At 25.3% G+C, this 23,069-nt stretch carries 20 protein-coding genes; 11 read left to right on the top strand and 9 right to left on the bottom strand.

What is annotated here, in order from left to right:
- Positions 1–11 precede the first annotated feature (11 nt).
- On the bottom strand, positions 12–3,122 hold the full coding sequence (locus IC213_RS10500) for a helicase C-terminal domain-containing protein (RefSeq protein ID WP_227863061.1): 3,111 nt from the start codon (positions 3,120–3,122) through the stop codon (positions 12–14).
- 224 nt (positions 3,123–3,346) lie between these two features.
- Between IC213_RS10500 and pdaA the strand changes: the two genes are divergently transcribed.
- On the top strand, positions 3,347–4,171 hold the full coding sequence (gene pdaA, locus IC213_RS10495) for a delta-lactam-biosynthetic de-N-acetylase (protein WP_227432773.1): 825 nt from the start codon (positions 3,347–3,349) through the stop codon (positions 4,169–4,171).
- Positions 4,172–4,265: 94 nt separating this feature from the next.
- Here the strand turns inward: pdaA and IC213_RS10490 are convergent, their stop codons facing one another.
- Positions 4,266–5,051: a GNAT family N-acetyltransferase gene (locus IC213_RS10490; RefSeq protein WP_227836039.1), complete on the bottom strand. Its 786-nt coding sequence runs from the start codon at positions 5,049–5,051 to the stop codon at positions 4,266–4,268.
- A gap of 195 nt (positions 5,052–5,246) precedes the next feature.
- The gene (locus IC213_RS21015; RefSeq protein WP_255287760.1) at positions 5,247–5,381 is read right to left on the bottom strand and encodes a hypothetical protein; all 135 of its coding nucleotides are present in this window, start codon (positions 5,379–5,381) and stop codon (positions 5,247–5,249) included.
- A gap of 312 nt (positions 5,382–5,693) precedes the next feature.
- Between IC213_RS21015 and IC213_RS10485 the strand changes: the two genes are divergently transcribed.
- The 3 genes from IC213_RS10485 to IC213_RS10475 all read left to right on the top strand — a co-directional run bounded on the left by IC213_RS10485 (position 5,694) and on the right by IC213_RS10475 (position 7,500).
- The gene (locus tag IC213_RS10485; protein ID WP_413926667.1) at positions 5,694–5,972 is read left to right on the top strand and encodes a winged helix-turn-helix transcriptional regulator; all 279 of its coding nucleotides are present in this window, start codon (positions 5,694–5,696) and stop codon (positions 5,970–5,972) included.
- A gap of 78 nt (positions 5,973–6,050) precedes the next feature.
- Positions 6,051–6,605: a cysteine hydrolase family protein gene (locus IC213_RS10480; protein WP_227432771.1), complete on the top strand. Its 555-nt coding sequence runs from the start codon at positions 6,051–6,053 to the stop codon at positions 6,603–6,605.
- Positions 6,606–6,825: 220 nt separating this feature from the next.
- Positions 6,826–7,500, top strand: a complete 675-nt coding sequence (locus IC213_RS10475) for an MgtC/SapB family protein (RefSeq protein ID WP_227432770.1) — start codon at positions 6,826–6,828, stop codon at positions 7,498–7,500.
- 43 nt (positions 7,501–7,543) lie between these two features.
- On the opposite strand, the gene IC213_RS10470 is transcribed toward IC213_RS10475, so the two are convergent.
- Together IC213_RS10470 and IC213_RS10465 are read right to left on the bottom strand one after the other, a co-directional pair.
- Positions 7,544–8,227 carry a hypothetical protein gene (locus tag IC213_RS10470; RefSeq protein WP_227482295.1) on the bottom strand — a complete coding sequence of 228 codons (684 nt, stop codon included), beginning with the start codon at positions 8,225–8,227 and terminating at the stop codon, positions 7,544–7,546.
- 440 nt (positions 8,228–8,667) lie between these two features.
- Positions 8,668–9,477, bottom strand: a complete 810-nt coding sequence (locus IC213_RS10465; RefSeq protein WP_227432767.1) for a MerR family transcriptional regulator — start codon at positions 9,475–9,477, stop codon at positions 8,668–8,670.
- Positions 9,478–9,887: 410 nt separating this feature from the next.
- Here IC213_RS10465 and IC213_RS10460 point away from each other — a divergent pair, with 410 nt between their 5' ends.
- Both IC213_RS10460 and IC213_RS10455 read left to right on the top strand, forming a co-directional pair.
- Positions 9,888–12,122 (top strand): EAL domain-containing protein, encoded by a 2,235-nt coding sequence (locus IC213_RS10460; protein ID WP_227482294.1) that lies wholly within the window; start codon positions 9,888–9,890, stop codon positions 12,120–12,122.
- A 413-nt stretch (positions 12,123–12,535) separates the two neighbouring features.
- Positions 12,536–14,269: a sensor domain-containing diguanylate cyclase gene (locus IC213_RS10455; RefSeq protein WP_227863060.1), complete on the top strand. Its 1,734-nt coding sequence runs from the start codon at positions 12,536–12,538 to the stop codon at positions 14,267–14,269.
- 670 nt (positions 14,270–14,939) lie between these two features.
- Here the strand turns inward: IC213_RS10455 and IC213_RS10450 are convergent.
- A complete protein-coding gene (locus IC213_RS10450; RefSeq protein ID WP_227482292.1) occupies positions 14,940–15,110 on the bottom strand; it encodes a hypothetical protein in 171 nt (56 codons plus the stop codon).
- 196 nt (positions 15,111–15,306) lie between these two features.
- Here IC213_RS10450 and IC213_RS10445 point away from each other — a divergent pair, with 196 nt between their 5' ends.
- Positions 15,307–16,293: a CPBP family intramembrane glutamic endopeptidase gene (locus IC213_RS10445; RefSeq protein ID WP_227482291.1), complete on the top strand. Its 987-nt coding sequence runs from the start codon at positions 15,307–15,309 to the stop codon at positions 16,291–16,293.
- Between the two features lie 28 nt (positions 16,294–16,321).
- On the top strand, positions 16,322–16,639 hold the full coding sequence (locus IC213_RS10440) for a hypothetical protein (protein ID WP_227482290.1): 318 nt from the start codon (positions 16,322–16,324) through the stop codon (positions 16,637–16,639).
- A gap of 701 nt (positions 16,640–17,340) precedes the next feature.
- On the opposite strand, the gene IC213_RS10435 is transcribed toward IC213_RS10440, so the two are convergent.
- Positions 17,341–17,628 carry a hypothetical protein gene (locus tag IC213_RS10435; RefSeq protein WP_227482289.1) on the bottom strand — a complete coding sequence of 96 codons (288 nt, stop codon included), beginning with the start codon at positions 17,626–17,628 and terminating at the stop codon, positions 17,341–17,343.
- Positions 17,629–18,576: 948 nt separating this feature from the next.
- On the opposite strand from IC213_RS10435, the gene IC213_RS10430 reads away from it, so the two are divergent.
- The gene (locus IC213_RS10430) at positions 18,577–19,932 is read left to right on the top strand and encodes an MATE family efflux transporter (protein WP_227434323.1); all 1,356 of its coding nucleotides are present in this window, start codon (positions 18,577–18,579) and stop codon (positions 19,930–19,932) included.
- 111 nt (positions 19,933–20,043) lie between these two features.
- Here IC213_RS10430 and IC213_RS10425 read toward each other — a convergent pair whose 3' ends face one another.
- Together IC213_RS10425 and IC213_RS10420 are read right to left on the bottom strand one after the other, a co-directional pair.
- Positions 20,044–20,694, bottom strand: coding sequence for a diphthine--ammonia ligase (locus IC213_RS10425; protein ID WP_227434322.1), 651 nt, complete (start codon positions 20,692–20,694; stop codon positions 20,044–20,046).
- Positions 20,695–20,784: 90 nt separating this feature from the next.
- The gene (locus IC213_RS10420; RefSeq protein ID WP_227434321.1) at positions 20,785–21,213 is read right to left on the bottom strand and encodes a DMT family transporter; all 429 of its coding nucleotides are present in this window, start codon (positions 21,211–21,213) and stop codon (positions 20,785–20,787) included.
- 152 nt (positions 21,214–21,365) lie between these two features.
- Here IC213_RS10420 and IC213_RS10415 point away from each other — a divergent pair, with 152 nt between their 5' ends.
- On the top strand, positions 21,366–21,914 hold the full coding sequence (locus IC213_RS10415; RefSeq protein ID WP_227434320.1) for a DUF308 domain-containing protein: 549 nt from the start codon (positions 21,366–21,368) through the stop codon (positions 21,912–21,914).
- Positions 21,915–22,032: 118 nt separating this feature from the next.
- Positions 22,033–22,974, top strand: coding sequence for a TIGR01212 family radical SAM protein (locus IC213_RS10410; RefSeq protein ID WP_227482288.1), 942 nt, complete (start codon positions 22,033–22,035; stop codon positions 22,972–22,974).
- Positions 22,975–23,069 lie beyond the last annotated feature (95 nt).

Here is a 23,069-nt window from a genome sequence, read left to right as displayed (position 1 = left end):
ACCATTAGTTTTTATGTTTCTCTCATAAATATATCTAGATTTATTAGATAATTTTTATCGAAATACTTTACTCTCATATCTTTGTTTTCAATATCTATATGATATACTTCTCCTTTTACAGCTCTTTGCCTTATATTTTCATTGATATCTTTTTTTATAGTATTTTTATCAACTTCATCATTTTCTATTTTAGTATTGACCTGTAATGCTTTTATAGTATCAAATATAACAGATTTTAGTATTAGGCTTCTAGATTTATTTAAGTGTTTTTTTGCATAAGTATAAAAATCGTTACTATTCATCTTTAAAATTTTACAACCATGCAAATCTTGCTCTAGTCTTTTTAATGTGCTTATATTAGTGCCAACATCAAAAATCACAAAGCATCCATAATCATATTTACTTCTTAAAAGTCTTCCCATAGCTTGCTTTACTTTTATAGTCATCTGGGGATAATTTATACTGTAATAATCTATATTATACTTCTTCATTATAGTATAATACAAAGGGTCTTTAGGGTTTAAATTAGGAAGCTTGTCCAAAGTTACACATACCAAACCATCGCCTGGAATGTCTACACCTTCAAAACATCCTTTTGAGCCAAGTACTACACACTTTCTATTTAAATCATTAAGATGTCTAACACCTTTTTTATTAGCATAAATTTCTAAATTTAAACCATGCAAATATTTTTTTAATATATCATAAGTTTTTTCTTGTCTATTTTTACTATTAAAAAGAGCTAACATATGCCCTTCTGTAATGCATGATATATTCGATATAATTTTACTTATTTCATTTGGAAATTCAGCATTTTTATACTCACAAATATCAGAAAACGCTACTACAGAAACCATATTCTTATAATCAAAAATTGGTTCTATAATTTTTTCTATATTCTTAACCCTATCTATTCCCAATGTAGTTTTAAAATAAGACATATTTTGAGATAAACTTAAGGTTGCTGATAAAAATATTCCTTTCTCTAGCTGAGATAAAATATTTTCTTCAAATAAATCTGCTATTTTTAATGGAACTACTCTAAATTCAAAATCATTATAATTCTTTTCAATTTCAACTATTCTTGCATAATCATCATTCTCATCATACTCTAAGAAAATTTCAAAAACAATTTTTATATCCTCTAAATCTCTTGTCTTTGCTTTTCCAAACTTATATATATCTGTTTCTTTATCTATACTATCATCATCAATATTCCTATAAATTACAATTATTATTGAAACTAAATTTTTTATTATTTTTTCACAACTTAGTTTTATCTTTTCACTATACAATCTATAGCTAACTTCAGTATCTATATCATCTTTTTTTATTTTTCCTGCAATTTCATCTATTTGTAAATTTAATTCCCATCTTAGGTTATAATTGCTTACATTACCATATTCACTACAATTGCCAAATGCTAATATTGAATCTATTTCTTCAATAATAAGATTTATACTCCTAGCAATCTTTTGTTTATCTTTTCTTTCAATTTTTAATATATGATAGAATTTATCAAAAGCCTTTATTTTCTTCATGTTTGTATTAGTTTTTTTATACATAAAACTACTATCTTGTATAAATTCATAAGGATAAATTTCTTGCAATAAGTATCTTAAAGACTTTGAATTTATGATACTTGAAAAAAAATCATATCCTTTTTCAGTTAAATTGTGAGCCTCATCTACTATTATATTTTCTAAAGGCTTTTCATCTTTATATGGCCATTTAGCCAGTAAAGAGTGGTTTATTACTGTTATATGTTCATCTTTTAACTCTTCTGTCCTATTTTTATATAGACAATCTTTTTTACATTTTTTAGGTTTACACATGTTTGGGTCACAACTTATATTTCTTAAGTGAGTATTTATTTCCTTGAAGTTATCCAACACCCAATAATTTATTTCTTCTATATCTCCATATTTACCACCTTCAACTAATCTTTCTAAAAATATTAAAGATAATATTTCTTCTTTAGTAGGTTCTTGAGACTCATAATCTGCTATATATGCTTCTAATCTATCTATACATATATAGTTGTTTTTTCCCTTTATATATCCATAACTTACTTTACCATTTAACCCTAAAGAATTTAACACATTTGGAATATCTTTATTTATCAATTGTATCTGCAATTCTTTTGTATCAGTAGAAATTAGCAATCTTTTTTTATTAATTCTAGCTTCTAATATAGCTGGCAATAAGTATCCAACACTTTTTCCTATCCCTGTTGGCGCCTCTATGCACGCAATTTTTTCGTCATCTTCATTATTTCTAAACAATTCTCGTATTGCCTTAGTAAGCTCATACTGACCTGGTCTATATTCATATGTAAATCCCTCTTTACTCTCCCATATATGCTTATATTTTAATAATTCTTCATATTTCTTTTCTTGCTCACGTAAAATTTTTAAAGTTTCTTTTTCTTTTATATTTTCTTCTTTTGGATTAAACTCCTCATGTTCTTTTATAATACTTACATCATGAGATAAATCATAGTTTGCTTCTTCTAAAAATTTACTCCATTCCCATTTTCCAAGATTAAACTTATTTAGATATGAATTTATTTTAAAACTTAATGGCTCTAAATTAGTTTTCTCATGGTTATTAAATCTTATTAAAAGAGAATTTACAATATTTATAGTATTAATAGCATCTGATAAAGCTCTATTCTTGGTCTCAGATTTATCGCTAGTTAAAATACTTTTTAAATACACCAAACTATAATCCTTATGATATGGCTCTAAAATAATTGCCAACTCAATTGAATCAATAAATTTATTTTTTAGCTTTGGCATATAGTACTCAAAAAACTTTATTTTAAAACTTAAATCATGACATATAATCAGACTATCTCCTACAAAATTTCTTAACTCCTCTTCTACCATTTTTAGATTAAAAGCATCTTCTAAATCAATTTTTTTAAGATTATCACATAGAGAGAATACTTCTATAGGTACTTCAGCTTTATTTTTTATTAACGATTGATATGTCTCAGCTTTCCAATCTTTAATTTTAACAGCTCCAACTTCTAAAATTTCTGAATTTAAATAGTCTATTCCACTAACTTCTATATCTAAAAAAACAACATCATTCAATATACTTATTATATTATTCATTTTTTTATCCCTTCAAGTTAAACCAATTTCACTTCTACACAATAATTGCTCCTTATATTTTATCATTTATAATGTATTTTGTTTAAGATAATTAATGTTATTTTATATATCTTAAAAGAAACTTCTTTAATTTATTATTTGTATATATGAATATTTTTAACTATAAATATTCAAACTATATTATAAGAAAGATTTACTTGAAATTTTAAATAAGAGGTGACATTGTGAAAAAAGATAGCCTGAAAAAATACATTATGATAGGAGCATTCGCTTTAATACTTTTTGGAATTGCTAGTATGAACTTTAAATCCCTAGATAAAACAAAAACTCAAATTTCTAGTCCAACACTTGATACACATGAATATGATTGGTATTTTAATCCTAGAGAGGATGGTAAACAACCATCACCTATAAAAGAAGCCAATTTTTTTAAGAAATATGATTCATATTATGTAGGAAACCCTAATGAAAAAGTTATATACTTATCATTTGATGCTGGATATGAAAGTGGGAACACTCCAAAGTTGTTAGATACACTAAAAAAACACAATGCAAAGGCACAATTTTTCGTAGTTGAGAGTTATATAAAAAGTAATCCAGATTTAATAAAACGTATGGAAAAAGAAGGTCATTTGGTTTGTAATCACTCAAAAAGTCATCCATCAATGGCTGGGATTACAGATTTTGAAAAATTCAAAGAAGAAATTACAAGTGTAGAAAAAGCATATAAAGATGTTACTGGAAAAGAAATGCCTAAATATTTTAGACCACCAATGGGTAAATTTAGTGAACAATCTCTAAAATATACACAAGACTTGGGTTATAAATCTATATTTTGGAGTTTTGCTTATGTAGATTGGTATGAAAAGAAACAACCTACTCATGAGTTTGCTAAAAACAAAATTTACTCTAGAACACATCCTGGTGCAATAGTTTTATTACATCCAAATTCTTCAACTAATACTGAGATATTGGATGAAGTACTTACACATTGGGAAAAAGAAGGTTACAAACTTAAAACACTTGACTATTTAAGCAGTAAAAAATAACATTTTAATTAAAATAAAACTCCCTCATGAATTATAGTAAAAATAAATCTATTTATAAATACTTTAATTCTTGATGGAGTTTTGTGTTTTAGAATTATTTAAAAAGCATTGTCCATTCATTTATCTCTTCATATCCTATATCGTGATATATTTTTCCTGCTATTTCATTATTATAAAAAAGACATGGTATTTTCCCTTCTGACAATAGTTCTTTACTTAAATTGTACACCATATAACTAGCAAGCCCTTTTTTTCTATGCTGTTTGTCTGTACTTACAGAAACTATCATTGCTAAAAAACTAGTTTCCATACCAGTTGATACAGTACTAATCATAGTATTATTATCTTTTATGAAATATGCTCTTACGTTACCTTCTTTTAAGTACTCTTTTCTTGCTTCTATGTAATTTGGACTTACCTTATATCCTGATTCATTTAAAAGTTTTCCTATTTCATCAATGTCTCTTTCATATGCCTTTTCTATCCTATATTCATTCATAGTAGAAAAATCCAGCTCTTTTATTTTCTTTAATATACAAAATTTATTATCCAATTTTTCATAAAAATCTTTGTATATACTCACTAGTCTATCTATTACACACTTTTTTCCACTTATACTTTCTATATCTAATCCTTTTATATGGCTTTTCATTTCTTCTACATCAAAATTATTTTCTAAACTATAGATTATAAGTGTTGACTTATTTTTTAATATTATAGAAGTTATACTTCCTTCTTTTGTCTGAGACCATACTTCTTGAGAATCAGAACTAAATCCATAGTTTTCAACATATCCAATTATAAATAAGTTTAAACTTTCTTCATGTGATACATATTGCCAGAATTTTTTTTCTAAAGTATTATCTATTTTTACAATCAAGTGTACATCCTCCTTTTGTGTTAATAATGATATACCTTATAATTTATAGTATCATTTAAAGTTATTAACTTCTACTAAATATTCTAAATTTTTGTAAATAATTTAAATTTGTAAATTTATAATTTTTTCAGAAAAATCAATCAGTGATTATATTATATTTTCTACTTTACAAAATTGAACTATATTTTTAAATTTCTATGCAATATGTTGGTATTTCTGTTTATATTCTTTTAATGCCTCATCCCAGGCTTCTTCTACTGAGATACCTCTCTTGGTTGCAATCCTTTGTGCTAATTCTATTATTCTCATAGCTTTTCTTGATATATTCATATATTTTCCTCCTCTAAATTATCATAAATTATTTTAAAATTATTTAATTTGTATCAAATATATTACTTACTTATATATTACTAACTATTTGTGTACTAAGTGTGAACTATATTAGAAGAAATTTAGAACTTAATAAAACACAAATTTTATATATACTTCATATAGATTTGTCATATTATAAAAACAGTGATATAATTTATTATCATTTTATGGAGGTGATATATTATAAAAATAAGAGATGAATATACATGCCCTCTTGAAATTGTACATGATATCATTAAAGGGAAATGGAAGACTATAATTGTATTCAAGTTGAGACAATGTAATAAAACATTCTCTAACTTAGAGCATAGTATAGATGGAATAAGTCAAAAAATGTTAATCCAACAATTAAAAGAACTTAGAGAATTTGGTATTGTTGATAAAATCAGTTCAACTGGATATCCATTACATACTGAATATTTTCTTACCAATCGTGGCAAAAAAATGCTACAAGCTGTAGAGATAATGCAAGAAATAGGTATAGAATATATGCTTGAACATGGACAACAAGAATTTTTAGACAATAAAGGAATCTGTTATAATAAATAATTCTATACATACCAAAAAGTAAGTAATTTACATTTCATTTAGCAGTATTATAATTAAAATATATAAGGAGGTATAAATATGTCTATAGCTTTAATTTTAATTGATATTCAAAATGATTATTTTAAAAATGGGAAATGTGAATTATTTAATACAGAAAAAACTGCTGAAAATGCTAAAAAAATACTGACACTCTTTAGAAAAAATAACTTACCAATTATTCATATACAGCATATATCAATGAGTTCAACTTCATCATTCTTTCTCCCCGACACTTATGGTGCAAAAATAAATAAAAATGTTTTTCCACTTGAGAATGAAGAAATTATCATTAAAAATACACCAGATAGTTTTTTTAAAACACGTTTACAAAGTTGTCTTGAAGAAAAAAACATAGATAAATTAGTGATTTGTGGAATGATGAGTCATATGTGTATTGATACAAGTGTAAGAACAGCAAAGAAACTTGGATACGATATTACGCTTATAAGCGATGCTTGCACAACAAAAAATTTATTTTGGGATGACAAAGAGATTAATGCTGAAATTGTACATCAAGTATTTATGGCATCCTTACAATCTAGTTTTGCAGATATAAAAAATACAGACATTTTTTTGTCTAATTATTGTAAATAAAAATATTTACCATTATAAAGAGCAAACTTAATTAATTTAAGTTTGCTCTTTAATCATATAATCTTATATATCCCTTCTAGTATTTTTATATATATAAAATACTTTTTCTGATTTTAGATTTAGGTGCAACAATCATATAATTTTCAAATGTTACTATATCCACATAAAAAATGTAGTGTTATAGTATATATAATATTACATAAAAGGGGGTGCTAAATAGATGAATAATCATATACTTATTCAATTTGAATATATAGCAAGAATCATTATTGCTGGTTTATGTGGAGCTTTGATTGGATATGAAAGAAAGAATAGGCTAAAAGAAGCTGGAATCCGAACTCATTTTATAGTAGCACTAGGATCAGCACTTATAATCATTGTTTCTAAATATGGGTTTGATGATGTAGTAGGTACTCCAGGTATTGGTTTAGACCCTGCCCGTGTTGCAGCACAGGTTGTCAGTGGGATAGGTTTTTTAGGGGCTGGATTGATATTTATCAGAAATCAATCAGTGAGTGGACTTACTACAGCTGCTGGTATATGGGCGACAGCAGGTACAGGGCTTGCAATTGGTTGTGGATTATACTTACTTGGTATTGTTTCAAGCATTATTATCGTTATCACGCAAATACTACTTCATAGAGATAGGAAATGGATGAAACTCCCTACAGCAGAGCAGGTCTCTCTCAAAATTTCTAACAGCACTGATTCAATCTCATATATTGAAGAAAAATTTAAGCAGTCTAAAATTGAAATTATAAATATGAATATTAAACGCATTGATGGAGATTGGCTAGAAGTAATTATCTATACTAAATTACCCAAAGGATATAAAAAGACAAATCTGTTAAAGTTGTTTAGTGATAATCCTCTTATAGAATCTTTAGAGATATAATATAAAAAATAGACTAGCTAAACACTAGTCTATTTCTTTGTTACTAATAACATATTTTACAAGCTACATATCCATTTGCTTCTGCTTCTTCTCTACTCATTGAAATTGCACCTTCCATATTATGTGCAGTAGGAGAAGAATGATATTTATTTGATTTAGATTTTCCTCCATTTGCATATACAGTTTCAGATGTTTTTTGGTTGTTTGGATTTGATTCTTCAGTTTTAGGATTTTGAACTTGAACGTTTTCAGTTGACTTATCGACACTTTCTTTATCAAGTTTTTCTGCTTTTTCCTTTTCTTCTTTTTCTTTCTGAGCTAACTCTAACTCCTCTTGTTTTTTCTTTTCTTCTAACTCTTTTTTCTTTTGTTTCTCTAAGTTATCTTTTTCTTCTTTTGCTTTTAATTCTTGTTTTTCTTTTACTTCCTTGTCTTTTGTATCCTGTTCTTCTTTTCTTTTTATTTCCTGTTGCTCATTTAAGTTAGGTTCCGTTGCTACTTTAAACGTTGCTCCCCACCATACCCAATTGAACATTAAGAGTATAAACACTACAAATAGGCTTATAACAACTTTTAATGTTTTTACTATTTTATTACTATTTTTATTTACACTTTTTACTAAAAATAGAATAGACAATAATAATAATGTTAATGGTAATAATAAAATTCCTATAATAACAATTAATATCTTTTGCCAACTTTTTAATACTTTAAACTTCTCAAACATAAATTCCCCTCCAAAACAATAAGTTAACTACTTTATCATCCATGACTATCAATCTAATAAGATTTAAGTCTGATAAATATTGATGTTAATTTTTAATAATCCCTTAATTTTCATCCTATATCCCCCTGTTTATACATTATTAATTAAATTATATAGTAAACAAATAATAAATGTTGTCGAAAATCAAAATTATATATTGTTAATTGGGTATAAAGATAATTATTACTAATTTTCAATCTAAACACTATCTACTTATACTTTAACCAATATAAAACATAATTAAGACTTATTCTTATGTCACACATAGAATGGAAATGAAACAGTAAATATTTTAGAAGTTCTTAAAATACAATTTGCCACCGATTTTATAATAAAGTGGCAAATTGGTGGCAAATTTACATTTTTTTATGTTATTTATTGTCTAGTTTATTAAAATTTAGCTATTTATTTACAGGAACTTGAATTTCAGTTACAAATTCATCTACAATTCCAGTTTCATGTATATCTATTTTATATATCTCTATTGGCGCAGCATTTATTTTATAATTATTTTCTTCTATAAATCTAAATACTTTTTCCATATATATTTTATTATTAGAGTTACTTCCAGTATAATTTAATGTTACATAGTACCCCTCATCAAAAACTATATTATATATCTCCTCATTATCTTCCAAAAAACAAAATACAGACTTAAACTCATTAAAGATACCATTATTGATTGCTTCAATAGAAAAAGCAGAACCAATATTATTATTTCCAAGTATATTAAATCTGTCTTCATATTCTTTTTGAAGCTTTTGAATTAAGAAATCAAAATCCTCATCTCTTTCTATATCAGCATTTAATTCTAAGGCTTTTCTTTTTTCTATATATACAACTTCTATCTCATCTATTTTAGTATTTTGAATCACACTTTCAATTGAACTTAATCTTGTTATGATATTTTCCTTGTGACTTACAAGTTCAAGCATCTTTTTGTCAATTAAATCAAGTTCTTCATTTAATATAGTTTTTGTAGATTCTATACTTCTATCGTCTAAATATTCTTTTATCTTTTTCATTGGAAAATTCAAACTTCTAAATTCTTTTATCAAATTCAATTTCCATATATCAGATATATTATACATTCTATATCCATTGGTATCTCTAAATGGTTTTAGAATTCCTATTTCTTCATAGTACATTAAAGAATCTCTTCCTATACCATATATTTTAGATATTTCTCCTATTTTATAATAATCTTTCATTTATATATAAAGACCTCCATAATTATATTTTTTCTTAAAAATAAATAACTCGTCTATTTCCCTAATTCTATTTTAGAATATACTAAAAAATCGTCTAAAACAAGTTTTCAAAAATAAATTGTATTTTGTTAACTATCTAAATATATCTATATTTTGTTCATTATTCTATTATAATATTGATTATGATGTTTCTGACTCTACGCTTTTCAAAAGATATATTTGACTTTGTATTTACATCTATGCCATTATGTTTTTATATGATATTTTTTATTTCCAAAATATACCTTTATAAATTTAATAATATTGATATATTATTTCAGTATATTGTTCAAATATTAATTAACATTTAAATATTTTTAATATAAACACAGTTAGTATCAAAAAATCAAAGTATCTTATGGAGGAATGCTATGCCAAATTATGATTATATAAAAATGTTAAATAAAAAAGTAGAACTATTGTCTAAAGATTTAGAGAAAAGAAATTGTAAATTAAAAGTCTCAAACGAAATAGATTTTTTTACTAAAATGCCAAATAGAAAATGTATATATCAATATATTGATAATTGTATTTCAAAAAATACTTCTATTGGAATTATGTTATTAAATATTGATAATTTTAAATTATTCAATGATATATACGGATACCTAGTTGGAGAAAATTTATTAATTAATCTCATTCAAAAACTATTGTATTATGTTCCAGAATCTAAAGGAATAGTTGGCCATTTAAAAGGAGAAGGATTTTTGATTGCTATCCCAAATATATCAAAGGAAAAATTAGATGATATGGGAACATCTATTATAAAATCTGCTAGGGAATTAAAAATACAACTTCCTAATGAAAAAGAAGTCTATTCTAATGTTACATTTAGTATTGGTAGTACAGTTTGGAATGGTAAATCAGATGTAACTACTTTAATACTTTTAAATCAAGTATATAGTGCTTTAAAAAAAGCTAAAAGTGAAGGTAAAAATAGATACATTTCATTTGATTTTAATGATAATAATTTTTATAATAAATTAGAAAGTGATAAAGAATTTTTATCAGAAATATCATATGCTTTATTGGATAAACAAATTGAGGTATTTTACCAACCACTTTATAACATAAAAAGTAATACTATAGTTGGATGTGAAGCACTTGCACGCTGGAGACATCCTCTTAAAGGGCTTCTCACTCCAGATAAATTTATATCTTTATTTGAACACTCTGGACTTATAATAGAATTAGATTTATATTTATTTGAAGAAAACTGTAGAAATATAAGAAGATGGATTGATAACAATGATGTGTTTGTATCAATTTGTTGTAATTTTTCTCGTCTTCACTTTTTTAACCCTAATTTTCCAAGTACTTTAAAAAATATTACTGAGAAATACAGTATATCTACATCAAATTTTAGCATTGAAATTACAGAAAATATATTAATAGAAGATACAAATACAATTATTCAACAACTAAACGAATTACGTTCTTTTGGTTTTTCTGTATCAATAGATGATTTTGGCTCTGGATATTCATCCTTTGGTATGTTGCAAAATCTCCCTTTGGATATAATAAAAATTGATAAAATATTTTTATCCCATGACTTAAATGATTTTAAAAATACAACAATTTTGTATTCTATAATAAATATTGCAAGAGCTCTTGGTATGCTTACAGTATGTGAAGGTGTTGAAACAAAACAACAAGTAGAGTTTATCAAAAGCATAAACTGTGACATTGCTCAAGGTTTTTATTATGCAAAACCTATGGAATGTAAGCAATTTGAAAAGTTACTATCTAAAAAAAATACTTCAGATAAAATGTTTATCAAATATTCTGATATAGGAAAATCTTTAATAGAAAAAATCTTTGATGCATTTTTTATTATGCAAGATATGCAAAAACTAAGAGCAAATGTTATTGAAAATATTAAATGGTTTGATTTTTATAACAAAAAAGAACTTATATCTTTTTCTGAGGTGATAGAACACTTTGAAAAACATATCAAAGGTAAAAAATTTTCTATTCTTTATAAAAGTATAACTCCACATGATGTTGGTTCAGATTCATTACTAATTAGTGGAGAAGCTGTTTTATCTGATGAAACTACTGATTATCAAAAATATAGTAATTTCTATTTTAGTGCAAATTGTATTATTTCAGAAAATAAATTAATCTTAACAAAAATACATTTAGATTTAATTAAAACTGCTGGTTATATAAATGAATTTGAATCATATTCAATACCTAAAATGACAAACACTCATCTCGATGAAAGTAGTACTTTATCACAATTTTATTCAATGCTACCTGTAGGTATCATTCGCTATGATTTACTTGGTGATATGATTATTACATATATGAATGAGGAAATGTTTGATATTATAGGTTATACAAAAGAACAATTTTTTGGTGAAATGAGTGGCAACTTAAGAGCAATTGTTCATCCAGATGATTTAGATTTTGTTTATAAAAAAAGTTTAGAAATGATTGACACAAATAATATTAATCCTTTTTTATACAGATTTATAAAACGTAATGGTCAGATTGTTACAGTTATGTATAAACAATGTAATCTTTCTGCAATTGATGGAAGATCTATTGCACAAGGTATGTATATCGATGTTGATAAAATAAAAAATTTAATAGATATTTAATTTTAACTGTCTCAACTATAAATAAATTACAAATACTGTTATAGATTTATTAAATTAAAATTCCAATTTATGTATAATTAATAACAATCGTTCGACAAATTGATGATAAAATTCCCACTATGTGCTATAAGTTAATATATAATGCAATAAAATTAATTTAAATTTAAGGCACTAGGCTATTTAGAGTAACTATTTTTGATTTATTTGTGTTTTTATAATAAAATCATTTGATGCTATAAATCAGAGTTAACATAGATAAAATAAGTTTTTATATAAAAAACCTACTTTTACTTAAAATATTGCATAAATTTTTCTTATTTCATAGAAATGTCATAGTTCAACAAAGTTTTCTAATTTAAAAGCATTAATGTATAATATAATTAATTTATATAATATTAAGAAAGGGGAATATCATGAGCACACTCTCAAAAAAAGCACCTGAATTGGTAAGACATATTTTAATGAGTTTTTATGTAAATCGAGATATTAATGAGGTATTAAGATATCTGTCAAAAGATATTACTTGGATTGGTCCAGGAGAACAAGAGTTTCTCACTTCTTTTAATGAAATAAAAGACTATTTTTATGCTGGTCAAAATGAAGTCCCTTCTTGTGATATGAATAATGAAACATTTGAAGTTGTAAGTGAAGATAAATATAGATGTATTGTAGTAGGAAAATATACTATTCGTACTAAAGAAAATGACCAAATGATTTTAGAGGTGTGTCAGCGTTGTACATTTGAAATAATTGAAAATAATGGACAGTTATTGGTGAGACATATGCACATATCAAATCCATATAGTGAAATGCAAGTTGATGAATTCTTCCCTAATAAAATAGGAACACAAAGTTATGATTATTTGCAAAGATTACTAAAGGAAAAAACAGAAGTAATTGAAATGATTACCAATAATATCAATGGTGGATTAAAAGGAAGTAATGATGATAATACATATTCATTCTTCTATGTCAATGAAGGATTACCCAAAATATTAGGATATACATACGATGAGTTTATTGAAATGAGTGGTGGCTCTGCAGTAGGTGCTGTATACCCACCAGATTTACCTAAAGCACTAGAAGATTGCCAACGTTGTTTTGCAAAAGGCACTACCTATTCATCTGAATATAGAATACGTAAAAAAGATGGAACATTAATGTGGGTATTAGACTCTGGAATGAAATCCTTAAATAGTGATGGTATCGTAAAAATTAATAGCATTATTACAGATATCACTCAACTAAAAAATATAGAGTCTGAATTAAAGTTAGAGAGAGAACGCTATCGCATTGCTTTACAAAACATTACAGATATTATGTTTGAATATGACATTGAAAACGATAACTTTATGATATATCAACGAGTTGAAATAGACCGAAAAATTGAACTAGAAAATTTTGAAACGAAAAATTATTCTAACATATTGAAAGATGGAAAAAGCATTCATCTTGATGATATTGGTAAATTATTAGAAGTACTTCGCGGAAATCTTCGTGAAACAATTGAAATACGACAGTTAGAATCATTAACTAAAGATGAATGGAGATGGATTCGTGTTCAATGTTCAGTTATTTATGATGGTGATCATAATCCAATCAAAACAATTGGCGTTTTGAAAGATATAACTGAAGACAAATCTAAATTAGAAAAATTAATTGCTCAAACTCAACGAGATCCATTAACACAGCTTTATAATCAAAAAGCATCAGAAAATTTTATAGATGAGTATCTTAACAGTACTAAACAAAAAAATAATGAAGCTTTAATGGTCATTGACATTGATGACTTTAAAACTGTAAATGATTCTTTTGGACATTTAGAAGGAAATGAAGTTTTAGTTGCTGTTTCAAAAATATTAATGCAAAATGCAGATGATAAGGATATAGTTGCTCGTATTGGCGGAGATGAGTTTATGATATTTATGAAATCGTTGACAAAGGATTTTGTAATAAAAAGTATTAATGATATTTTAACTGATGTAAGCAAAATAAAAGTAAAAAACAATCATCAAATAACATTAAGTATTGGTATCGCTTTTGCTACAGATTCAAGTAAATCATATAAAAACTTATTTTCTAAAGCAGATGAAGCTTTGTATTTAGCAAAAGCAAGTGGTAAAAATTGTTACAGAATATGTGAATAATATATTTATTTAACATATTCCATATTAATATAAATTTAATTTATAAGATATATACTTTTATAAATGCTATAATGAAGCACTGTAAACAGTAAATTCTTCCCAAGTTAAGTTATTACAATCAATATAATTTTTAATAATTCAACTTCTTTACTATATGCTCCAATCCTCTAACTACTACTTATATATTAAACTTTCTGAGGTTAACATATAGACCTCTTTACTGGTTTTTATACTATCTTTTAATCTTATACATATTTTATATATAACGAAATATTTTTGTATAAAAACATTTCGTTATATATAAGTTTCTAATTTTATAATCAATAATATAAGTTAAAATATTTGTCAATTTAATAAGATGTATTTTTAATTTGTGTTATTGTTTATAAGTCATCTCGATGATATACTGAAATTATTTAAAACATCTTTCATATGCTTAAAGAATAAAAGTACTATGAAAACAAAAAATTTAAAGAATATCCCCCTTTTACTGACAGTTTTTTCTTGGCATCAAAAGATGGAAATGCGATTTTTCCAAATGTCAAAAAACTTGATATTTCAGGAAGTCGCTACTTTAAATCAATTAATAAACTTAAAATACCTCTAAATCTAGAATCTTAATCAACATTTATAGTATATTCAAGTTGTAGTGCTAAGTTTACCCATTTACTCAAGTATCTAAATCTATTGTTAACTCTTTTTCATACTTTTTATAATTTTTTAATTTTTCTACTTCCACTTCAAGTAAATTGGATAAAATATTTTCATTTATGCTATCTTCATTGATTAATTTATTAAGTAAATGTTCTATATAATTACTATCTATCTTTTTTATTTCCATAAAAATTAGCCCTTCTAAATAAAATTTTATTAATTTATTTTTATTATATTATATTTGAAATTAAATCAATTTGTATTTGTAATTTTTTAGACACTCTTTATACTTATACTACTGCTATACTTTGATTAGGAAAATTAAATCTAATATAATTTTGTGATTATTTAAAAAAAGTCATATCTTAAAGGAGGTTTTTCTATTGAAGTTAAAAGAAAAATGGATTGATTTATTAAACCCAAAATATATTGAAAACGAGGAAAAAAGAAATAAAATACAGATTATAATATTTTTTTCTATAACTTTTGGTTTAACTTATTTATTAGGTTTTCTATTATATTTCAATAAGTTTATTGACCCAGAAAATTTTGGATTATTTATGATGATATTGCCCTTATCCTCAGTTGCAATCGCAAAATTTTATACAGAAGGAATGACTAATGATAAATATAAATTTTATTCATTAATAATATTATTTTTTCTAATTTACTTATTTTTACTTATTATTGAATTATTAAACTTAATAAATAATCAGCAATTTCAATCATTAAATACTATATTGGTTATTATAAGTAGTTTATCTATTATTCTTTATTCTGACAGTATAAAAGATTTGTCTCCTATAAAAAATATTAAAGTAGGTTGTTTATTAATTTTTTATTTCATGTTTTCCAAAATTATTCCAGAATCACTTAGCCTAATAATACAAGGAAATCAACCTAACTATGAAGGTATTTTTAATTATATATTCTCTTCTATGATGTTATTCTTATATATATACCCTTTTTTTGGTGAAGAATATGGTTGGAGAGGATTTTTGCAAGATATATTTTTTGATAGATTTGGTAAAAAAATTGGTATTCTAGCACTAAGTATGTGTTGGAGTTTGTGGCATTTACCTCTAATATTTACATTATATACACCCGAAACACCAGTATTAGGCTTAATAACTCGCTCAATATATATATTTGGAATTTCAATATTTTTAGGATATGTATACATGAAGACTAAAAATGTATGGTTTTGTGCTATAATCCACGCTTTAAATAATACATCTTTTCTTATATCAGGTTCTAGTATTACCTATTGTTCAACTATTACTTATTCTGATATATTAGAAATATCCATACTTATTTTAATTTTTTATGTTCCATTTCTATTTACAAAAGAATATAAGCAAAACATATAAAAATTATTATGTAAAGGAGATATACTATATGAACTTTTGGAATACCTATCTTATATTTATTGGAATAGGAATTATAATATTAACTACAATAATATACTTAATTAAATATAAAATTATTTTTTGTAGTGAAAAATATTTTAATAAATTAGAATCAATGTATGGAAATATAGATAAAAAAAGAATTGTTAAGTTGGAAGTACTTTATCGTTATGTAATAGGACTTGAGTACATAGTTATAGGTTTATTCATAAGAAAATTAGATGTTGCAATAATAGCATTAATATTAGTATCTATTATAACAATAGTATCCTATTATCTAGTCAGAAAGAAATATATAACTGTATAAATTATTTATAATAAAATGCTAATATAAGTGATAATCAAAAGAAGGTGATATGATTACTCTATCACCTTTTGCTTAGTCTAATATTGTATGATTTCATCCTGTTTTTGTTAACTAACTCTATTTTTATATAAAATCGTTCAACAAATTGCTGATATAAACTCTTAAATATGCTATAAATTAAAGTATATTATTTACAGAATGTAGATGGACTAAGGAAGGATTTTTAATATGCCTAAATCTAATAATGAGATATATAATATGGATGAATTGAAAAAATTCATAAAGAGGAAATAATTGATATAGAAAATATTATGATTATAGTTTTAAATTTTATAATAATATGAAAGAAATGAACTCTATTGAAAATATAAGAAAAGGCTAGAATTAAGTCATCCTTGAAATCTAAAAATAACCCTGTAACCTCATTTTATATTACTTTGTATGTAGCATTTTTAACAACCTTCTTTGTAATTATAATTAGTAAATTAAAAATATACTTTATTATCATTGAAAGTTTTATCTTGATTTTCTTTATTCTTATTCTAGGTAAAGCAAATAAAAAATCAATAGAGTTTAAAGAATACCAGATATATTGCATGACTTCATTACAAATGTTGGATGACATGGAAAATAAAAAATTTATAGAAAGAAAATATATAAAAAGAAGGTAACAAATAACTCTAGTTGCTACCTTCTAACCATCAATTCTTAAGTTTTGATATACTAAAATTTTCAACTTGAGACTTAAATAACTGCTCAATCTCGTCAATTATACTTTGTATCTTATTTTCATGTTCTAAATCATAATATATATTTATCTCACCGATGCTATTTATACTTATAGAATATTCTTTTCTTTCTATTATACATATGCTTCCACAATCTGATAAATCATTCTTGTATATTGATTTTAATTGTCTTTTTATCTTGAGAAAGTCTATCGCTGGATAAATATTATTTGGATAAAAACTCTTATCATTTATTAACATCTTATCCACCCCTTATCATTCTATTTATTAAATTTATACCTTAATCAAAATCATATTAAACATATTTTCCATATTTTTCATAATTATTTATAATAAAATATTAAATCTATAATTTGGCTTTTACAAACTCTCTAGCCTTATCCATTGTAGACCACACATCATTGTCATATATCTGAGTGAATTTTTTTCCTATAATCTTACTCATTTCTTTTATTTTATTGCAAGTTACTTCACCAATTACATACAGATTTTGTGTTTAATGTGGCTTATAGGCTTCTATATCTGTAACTAGATAATTTTCTTTTACTCTCTTGTAATATAGTCCTAAAATGTCTGCTGATACTTTATCATTACCACTATAAACGATTGTTTATACATTTGCTTCACATCATTATTTACAATACTCTTATTTAATATACCTTCTACAATTAACTTGGCCATACTTTCATATCCAAGTTTTCTAGCTCTCTAATAATCTTCTTTATTGTCACAGAAAAAACTTTCAATTAATATTACTGTAGGCTTTGAATCATTTAAAATATATCCACTAATATTGGTGCAACTCCAAGCAAAATAAATAATTCAAATTCTAAGTTTTATACAAAACAAGAAGCACAATTGTTATTAGAAAAATAGAAAAATATCCTTATAGGTATACCAATTTTTCTGATGCTAACTCTTGGATTGCATTTTGGTAAAGCTGTATCACTTAGATGGTCAGTTAAAATACTTTTTTTCTATTTGTCAGTTAAATGTCAGTAATATAGATAATACAATTTACTTATAAAACATTTAAAATCACTATTGTTTAATAAAATTTATAATTATTTGCTATTTGCTGTTGACATTGGTACTATACTATAGTTTATCATCTATATTAGTAATAAATAAAATTATTAATTAATAGTTTCATAATTTTTATAATAGCTTTACAAGGAGTGATAATAAATGGATACAAAAATATCTATAGACGAAAACATAAGTTTGGGCAAAAGGTTTTTTAAATACTTAGCTCCATCTGTAGTTGCAATGTGGGTTTTCTCATTATATACAATGGTTGATGGAATATTTGTAAGTAAAGGAGTTGGAGAATTAGCCTTAGCTGCTGTTAATATATCTATGCCTTTTATTAATTTTATATTTGCGGTTTCTTTGTTATTTTCAACTGGTGCATCTACTATAATCGCAATTTATCTAGGAAAAAAAGATATCAAATCTGCAAATGAAGTTTTTTCATTTAATTTAGTATCAATAATTATACTATCATTAATTATATTGGCAGTAACCTTTTTTAACTTAGATAGATTGGCACTATTTTTAGGTGCCACAGAATCTACAATTGGTATGGTTAAAGACTACCTAGGAATAATAATATTTTTTAATGGTTTCTTTATAGTTTCCTATTCTTTAGAAGTTATAATAAAAACTGATGGATTCCCAATATTGGCTACTGTTGGTGTTATAATATCAGCCCTTACAAACATCATACTAGATTATTTATTTGTAATAGAGTTTGGATGGGGTGTAAAGGGTGCTGGTATTGCGACTGGTTTATCTCAAGTTTTTTCTACTGTTTTTTTCTTAATACACTTTTTTAGAAAAAACTCAACTTTGAATTTTTCTAAATTTAAGGTTAATTTTAAGACACTTAGAAAAATTCTCTTTATAGGTTTCCCTGATTCAACTACTGAATTAAGCTGCGGTATAGTTGTTTTACTTTTTAACTTGAGTCTTACTAAATATATAGGAGAAAATGCGCTTATTTATTATAGTGTTATAAACTATATAAACACATTGGTTCTTATGACTATGATGGGTATCACTCAGGGTATGCAACCACTTACTAGTTTTTATTATGGTGCAGGAAACATAGATAATGTAAAGAAATTATTGAAGATGGGTGTAAAAGCTACAATAATAGCTTCAATAGCTGTATTTGCAATCTGTATGACTTTTTCAGAACCAATAGTTTCTCTGTTTATTCACCCAGAAGAAACTATATTATTCAATGAAGGGGTTCGTGTATTTAAAATATTCTCTATATCATTCTTGTTAGTTGGATTTAATGTAATAATTTCAGGATTCTTTGTTTCAGTAGAAAAACCATCAATTTCTACAGTTATATCTCTTGGTAGAGGTCTTATAATCGTCTCTCTAAGTTTAATTGTAATGATACTAATGTTTGGTGGTCAAGGAATATGGATGACTACTATTGTTTCTGAATTTATATGCCTTATTGCATCAATAATTTTCTTAAAGAAGAATTTTTCTACATTAGATTCTAGTCTAAAAAAAATAGCTTAAACAAAAGTAGCAATAATAATATATAAAATACAGAATACCTATTATACAATCTTGCAAACATCAATACTTTGCATACATTAAGATTGTATAATAGGTATTTTATTTATGTACTTATTTTATTTCTAAATAACCATAACCATCTTTTATTACATTTCCTTTTACTTCATATTCTACAGGAGTTCTAAATACTGGCCCATCTACTACAAATGTATGATATTCTCCATGCTCTCCACATGGGTCTGAGCCTGTTTCTTTTATCTTTTTCACAAGTTCTCTGGTTAATTTTTTTCCTAGAAATTCCTCTCCTAAATGCTTTAAGTTTACTTTTGTTATGACACTACAAAATCCACTATCTATAAATTCATATACCAATTCCTCTCTACTTTCTTGCCACAATGGTAGTTCTACCTTCATACCAACTGCATCACATCTGTCAGAGTCCCACTTTTTGTGACTTTCTATATCTATATCTCCATATGCACATATTGTTGCTCCCATGTTTTTAGCTTTTATTAAAGCTCTCTCAAAACTCTCTTCATACCCTTCTACTCCACATTCAGCAACTAACAGAGGTAGTCCAATACTATCACTTACTTGTTTAAGCATCTTATGCTCTAAGTTATGAGTCCATGATTTTCCATGTTCTTCACTTATAGTTGTCAAGAGTGCCACAGGCTTATATCCTTTTTCCAACATTCTATTTAATGCTAATATACTATCTTTACCACCACTAAATGACATTACAAATTTTTCATCAGCCATTCCTAACACCTCTTTCTTTTAACTTTACTTACTATCCTAATTATACCAAATTTTTAAGTTATATAGCAAATTATATAGTATTTTAAATCATTAGTTTACTATAAAGAATGTACCTAAAATTAAAAGTATAACCCCTATGTATTTGTATAAATGCATTGTTTCTTGTCCCAAAATCACACTATCAATAAAAAAACCGATTAGAACTTGAGATACAAGTGTTAATATAAGTGTATTTGATACCCCTAAGTTTGGAATTGCTTTTACTGTAAAATATATTATTAGCCCTCCAAATACTCCTCCTAGCAATAACTTATAATTAAAACCATTTAAAGATACTAAACATTTTAAATCTCCAGCAACTATTATACTTGCAAGAAAAAATATTGCTCCTACAGTCAAACTTATAAAGGTGGCAACCAATGCTGTTGTACTCTTACCTAATTCTCCATTTATAAAAGCTTCAAGAGCAGTAGACCCACCCGCCAATAATGCAAATATTATTGCCCATAATTTTGTCATGGACAAACCTCCTCCTATATAATTCTATTAATAAGAGTTTATGATACAACCTATTAATTAATTACTAACTAGAGTTTTATTTTTATACTATGTGGCTTTATTTGAGTATAAATTTCTGTTATAATTGTTCTATTGATTTTGGAGGTGATTTTATGTATACAAATTTTAATATCAATTTTGATAACTTTAATAAAAAGGAAAATGCTACTAAATTTATGATAATGGGAGTGTTACTTGTTATATTGGGATTCTTGTGCCTTACGTTTAAAACTCTAGGTATAAAATTAATTTCTTGGACTTTTGGAGTTGCACTTTTATTCTTTGCATATTTAAATCTTAAAAACATTAATGAGTTAAAAAGATATGCTACTAAAGAAGAAATTAAACCATCTACCAATGTTCAATGGATTCTAATAATTACATGTATACTACTTTTTATATTTCCTCAAAAAATACAGAGTATTTTCTCATTACTTTTGGGCTTTTATTTAATTTTTAATCAACTCGTAGTGTTTGTAAATAGTAAAAATAATCCATATTCTAAGTTTACAACTTGGAATATAGTTAAAACTTTATTTGGTATATGCCTTATATTGTCACCACTATTTTTATCTAGATTTATAGTCTCAATAATGTCATTTTTTATAATATTATTTGGACTTGCTCTATTTTTTTCTGGAAACAAATCTAGAAAGTATTAATTATTTTGTTGCTTTATTCTTCATTACTTAAAATAGAATTTGTTTAAGTCACCTATTTGTGGTAATATGTTTTTTGTACAAATTTAATGTACAATTTTATTAGAAATAGGTGATTACTTTGGATAAATTTAAATATGCTTTTGATAATAAAAGATATCATACTTGGAATTACTACCTTAGAAATACATTTGGAGAAAAAGTCTTTAAAGTATCAATAAATGCAGGATTTACTTGCCCAAATATTGACGGAAGTATTGGCTATGGTGGTTGTACTTATTGCAGTAAAGAAGGTTCAGGCGACTTTGCTGGAAATCCTAAGGATAATCTTATTAATCAATTTTATAATATAAGAGAAATGATGTTAAAAAAATGGCCTCATGCTAAATATATTGGCTACTTTCAAGCTTATACAAATACTTATGCACCTCTTGAGGTTTTAAAAGATAAATATGAAACTATACTATCTCTTGATGATGTTATAGGTCTTTCAATCTCAACAAGACCTGACTGTTTACCAGATGATGTAGTTGATTATCTATCTGAACTTAATAAAAGAACTAATCTATGGGTTGAACTTGGACTTCAGACAATTCATGATTCTACATCTAAAATTATAAATAGAGGGCATGATTATAAAACATTTGTTGAAGGTGTTGAAAAATTAAAGGCTAAAAATATAAAAGTAGTTGTACACATTATAAATGGTCTACCTGGTGAAGATTATAATATGATGATGGAAACTGCTAAGGCAGTCGGCAAAATGAATGTGGATGGTATAAAAATACATCTATTACATGTTATAAAAGATACTCCTATGGAGAAAATGCTTCAAAATGGGATGTTAACTCTTATGAGCCAAGATGAATACATTAATCTTGTTTGTGACCAACTAGAAATATTACCTGAAACTATGATAATTCATAGACTTACTGGCGATGGTAAAAGAGATGAACTGGTTGGACCTTTATGGAGTTTAAAAAAATGGGAGATTTTAAATCAAATTGATGATACATTAAAATCTCGAAACTCCTATCAGGGGTGTAAATTTATTCAAGGTTAAATAAATGATTAAAGATAACATAATAGCTATAGATAGCTTTATATAAACATAAATCTATCTATAGTTATTTTATTGTTTCCAAAGCAAATTTCATA

Source organism: Clostridioides sp. ES-S-0049-02, from assembly GCF_020658465.1.
Taxonomy (GTDB): domain Bacteria; phylum Bacillota; class Clostridia; order Peptostreptococcales; family Peptostreptococcaceae; genus Clostridioides.
Note: the sequence above shows the minus strand (reverse complement) of the source record. Positions and strands in the feature narration are given on the sequence as shown.

Coding starts and splice junctions, on each gene's coding strand:
- IC213_RS10420 (WP_227434321.1), bottom strand. CDS start 21,213: ATGACAAAATTATGGGCAATAATATTTGCATTATTGGCGGGTGGGTCT.
- IC213_RS10465 (WP_227432767.1), bottom strand. CDS start 9,477: ATGAAAGATTATTATAAAATAGGAGAAATATCTAAAATATATGGTATA.
- IC213_RS10440 (WP_227482290.1), top strand. CDS start 16,322: ATGAACTTTTGGAATACCTATCTTATATTTATTGGAATAGGAATTATA.
- IC213_RS10435 (WP_227482289.1), bottom strand. CDS start 17,628: ATGTTAATAAATGATAAGAGTTTTTATCCAAATAATATTTATCCAGCG.
- IC213_RS21015 (WP_255287760.1), bottom strand. CDS start 5,381: ATGAATATATCAAGAAAAGCTATGAGAATAATAGAATTAGCACAAAGG.
- IC213_RS10455 (WP_227863060.1), top strand. CDS start 12,536: ATGAGCACACTCTCAAAAAAAGCACCTGAATTGGTAAGACATATTTTA.
- IC213_RS10430 (WP_227434323.1), top strand. CDS start 18,577: ATGGATACAAAAATATCTATAGACGAAAACATAAGTTTGGGCAAAAGG.
- IC213_RS10425 (WP_227434322.1), bottom strand. CDS start 20,694: ATGGCTGATGAAAAATTTGTAATGTCATTTAGTGGTGGTAAAGATAGT.
- IC213_RS10470 (WP_227482295.1), bottom strand. CDS start 8,227: ATGTTTGAGAAGTTTAAAGTATTAAAAAGTTGGCAAAAGATATTAATT.
- IC213_RS10480 (WP_227432771.1), top strand. CDS start 6,051: ATGTCTATAGCTTTAATTTTAATTGATATTCAAAATGATTATTTTAAA.
- IC213_RS10450 (WP_227482292.1), bottom strand. CDS start 15,110: ATGGAAATAAAAAAGATAGATAGTAATTATATAGAACATTTACTTAAT.
- IC213_RS10460 (WP_227482294.1), top strand. CDS start 9,888: ATGCCAAATTATGATTATATAAAAATGTTAAATAAAAAAGTAGAACTA.
- IC213_RS10475 (WP_227432770.1), top strand. CDS start 6,826: ATGAATAATCATATACTTATTCAATTTGAATATATAGCAAGAATCATT.
- IC213_RS10500 (WP_227863061.1), bottom strand. CDS start 3,122: ATGAATAATATAATAAGTATATTGAATGATGTTGTTTTTTTAGATATA.
- IC213_RS10415 (WP_227434320.1), top strand. CDS start 21,366: ATGTATACAAATTTTAATATCAATTTTGATAACTTTAATAAAAAGGAA.